Genomic DNA, 2,997 nt, shown 5'->3' with positions numbered 1-2,997 from the left:
CCGCCAAAACATCTTCGGCGTTGTAAGGTTAAGCCTCACGGTTCATTAGTACCGGTTAGCTCAACGCATCGCTGCGCTTACACACCCGGCCTATCAACGTCGTCGTCTTCAACGTTCCTTCAGGAGACTTAAAGTCTCAGGGAGAACTCATCTCGGGGCAAGTTTCGTGCTTAGATGCTTTCAGCACTTATCTCTTCCGCATTTAGCTACCGGGCAGTGCCATTGGCATGACAACCCGAACACCAGTGATGCGTCCACTCCGGTCCTCTCGTACTAGGAGCAGCCCCCCTCAATTCTCCAGCGCCCACGGCAGATAGGGACCGAACTGTCTCACGACGTTCTAAACCCAGCTCGCGTACCACTTTAAATGGCGAACAGCCATACCCTTGGGACCTACTTCAGCCCCAGGATGTGATGAGCCGACATCGAGGTGCCAAACACCGCCGTCGATATGAACTCTTGGGCGGTATCAGCCTGTTATCCCCGGAGTACCTTTTATCCGTTGAGCGATGGCCCTTCCATTCAGAACCACCGGATCACTATGACCTGCTTTCGCACCTGCTCGCGCCGTCACGCTCGCAGTCAAGCTAGCTTATGCCATTGCACTAACCTCCTGATGTCCGACCAGGATTAGCTAACCTTCGTGCTCCTCCGTTACGCTTTGGGAGGAGACCGCCCCAGTCAAACTACCCACCAGACACTGTCCGCAACCCCGGTCAGGGGCCAACGTTAGAACATCAAACATTAAAGGGTGGTATTTCAAGGTTGGCTCCACGCAGACTGGCGTCCACGCTTCAAAGCCTCCCACCTATCCTACACATCAAGGCTCAATGTTCAGTGTCAAGCTATAGTAAAGGTTCACGGGGTCTTTCCGTCTTGCCGCGGGTACACTGCATCTTCACAGCGAGTTCAATTTCACTGAGTCTCGGGTGGAGACAGCCTGGCCATCATTACGCCATTCGTGCAGGTCGGAACTTACCCGACAAGGAATTTCGCTACCTTAGGACCGTTATAGTTACGGCCGCCGTTTACCGGGGCTTCGATCAAGAGCTTCTCCTTACGGATAACCCCATCAATTAACCTTCCGGCACCGGGCAGGCGTCACACCGTATACGTCCACTTTCGTGTTTGCACAGTGCTGTGTTTTTAATAAACAGTTGCAGCCAGCTGGTATCTTCGACTGGTCTCAGCTCCATCCGCAGGGACTTCACCTACACACCAGCGTGCCTTCTCCCGAAGTTACGGCACCATTTTGCCTAGTTCCTTCACCCGAGTTCTCTCAAGCGCCTTGGTATTCTCTACCTGACCACCTGTGTCGGTTTGGGGTACGATTTGATGTTACCTGATGCTTAGAGGCTTTTCCTGGAAGCAGGGCATTTGTTACTTCAGCACCGTAGTGCCTCGTCATCACACCTCAGCCTTGATTATCCGGATTTGCCTGGATAACCAGCCTACATGCTTAAACCGGGACAACCGTCGCCCGGCTAACATAGCCTTCTCCGTCCCCCCTTCGCAGTAACACCAAGTACAGGAATATTAACCTGTTTCCCATCGACTACGCCTTTCGGCCTCGCCTTAGGGGTCGACTCACCCTGCCCCGATTAACGTTGGACAGGAACCCTTGGTCTTCCGGCGAGCGGGCTTTTCACCCGCTTTATCGTTACTTATGTCAGCATTCGCACTTCTGATACCTCCAGCAACCCTCACAGGTCACCTTCGCAGGCTTACAGAACGCTCCCCTACCCAACAACACATAGTGTCGCTGCCGCAGCTTCGGTGCATGGTTTAGCCCCGTTACATCTTCCGCGCAGGCCGACTCGACCAGTGAGCTATTACGCTTTCTTTAAATGATGGCTGCTTCTAAGCCAACATCCTGGCTGTCTGTGCCTTCCCACATCGTTTCCCACTTAACCATGACTTTGGGACCTTAGCTGGCGGTCTGGGTTGTTTCCCTCTTCACGACGGACGTTAGCACCCGCCGTGTGTCTCCCGTGATAACATTCTTCGGTATTCGTAGTTTGCATCGGGTTGGTAAGTCGGGATGACCCCCTAGCCGAAACAGTGCTCTACCCCCGAAGATGAGTTCACGAGGCGCTACCTAAATAGCTTTCGGGGAGAACCAGCTATCTCCCGGTTTGATTGGCCTTTCACCCCCAGCCACAAGTCATCCGCTAATTTTTCAACATTAGTCGGTTCGGTCCTCCAGTTAGTGTTACCCAACCTTCAACCTGCCCATGGCTAGATCACCGGGTTTCGGGTCTATACCCTGCAACTTAACGCCCAGTTAAGACTCGGTTTCCCTGCGGCTCCCCTATACGGTTAACCTTGCTACAGAATATAAGTCGCTGACCCATTATACAAAAGGTACGCAGTCACACCCGAAGGTGCTCCCACTGCTTGTACGTACACGGTTTCAGGTTCTTTTTCACTCCCCTCGCCGGGGTTCTTTTCGCCTTTCCCTCACGGTACTGGTTCACTATCGGTCAGTCAGGAGTATTTAGCCTTGGAGGATGGTCCCCCCATATTCAGACAGGATACCACGTGTCCCGCCCTACTCTTCGAGTTCACAGCCTGTGCATTTTGGTGTACGGGACTATCACCCTGTACCGTCGGACTTTCCAGACCGTTCCACTAACACACAAGCTGATTCAGACTCTGGGCTGCTCCCCGTTCGCTCGCCGCTACTGGGGGAATCTCGGTTGATTTCTTTTCCTCGGGGTACTTAGATGTTTCAGTTCCCCCGGTTCGCCTCGTTAACCTATGTATTCAGTTAACGATAGTGTGACGAATCACACTGGGTTTCCCCATTCGGACATCGCCGGTTATAACGGTTCATATCACCTTACCGACGCTTTTCGCAGATTAGCACGTCCTTCATCGCCTCTGACTGCCAGGGCATCCACCGTGTACGCTTAGTCGCTTAACCTCACAACCCGAAGATGTTTCGTAAAACATCATCGTGTCGCGAAAATTTGAGAGACTCGAACACACATTAAC

Annotated in this window: 1 rRNA gene; it reads right to left on the bottom strand. The window is 52.9% G+C overall.

The window, feature by feature from the left end:
• Positions 1-24 precede the first annotated feature (24 nt).
• A 23S ribosomal RNA gene (locus ACQUTI_RS26220) occupies positions 25-2,926 on the bottom strand.
• Positions 2,927-2,997 lie beyond the last annotated feature (71 nt).

Origin of the sequence: Klebsiella sp. 7-CIP_Kleb., from assembly GCF_050378655.1 — a bacterium.
Lineage (GTDB): Bacteria > Pseudomonadota > Gammaproteobacteria > Enterobacterales > Enterobacteriaceae > Klebsiella > Klebsiella quasipneumoniae.
Note: the sequence above shows the minus strand (reverse complement) of the source record. Positions and strands in the feature narration are given on the sequence as shown.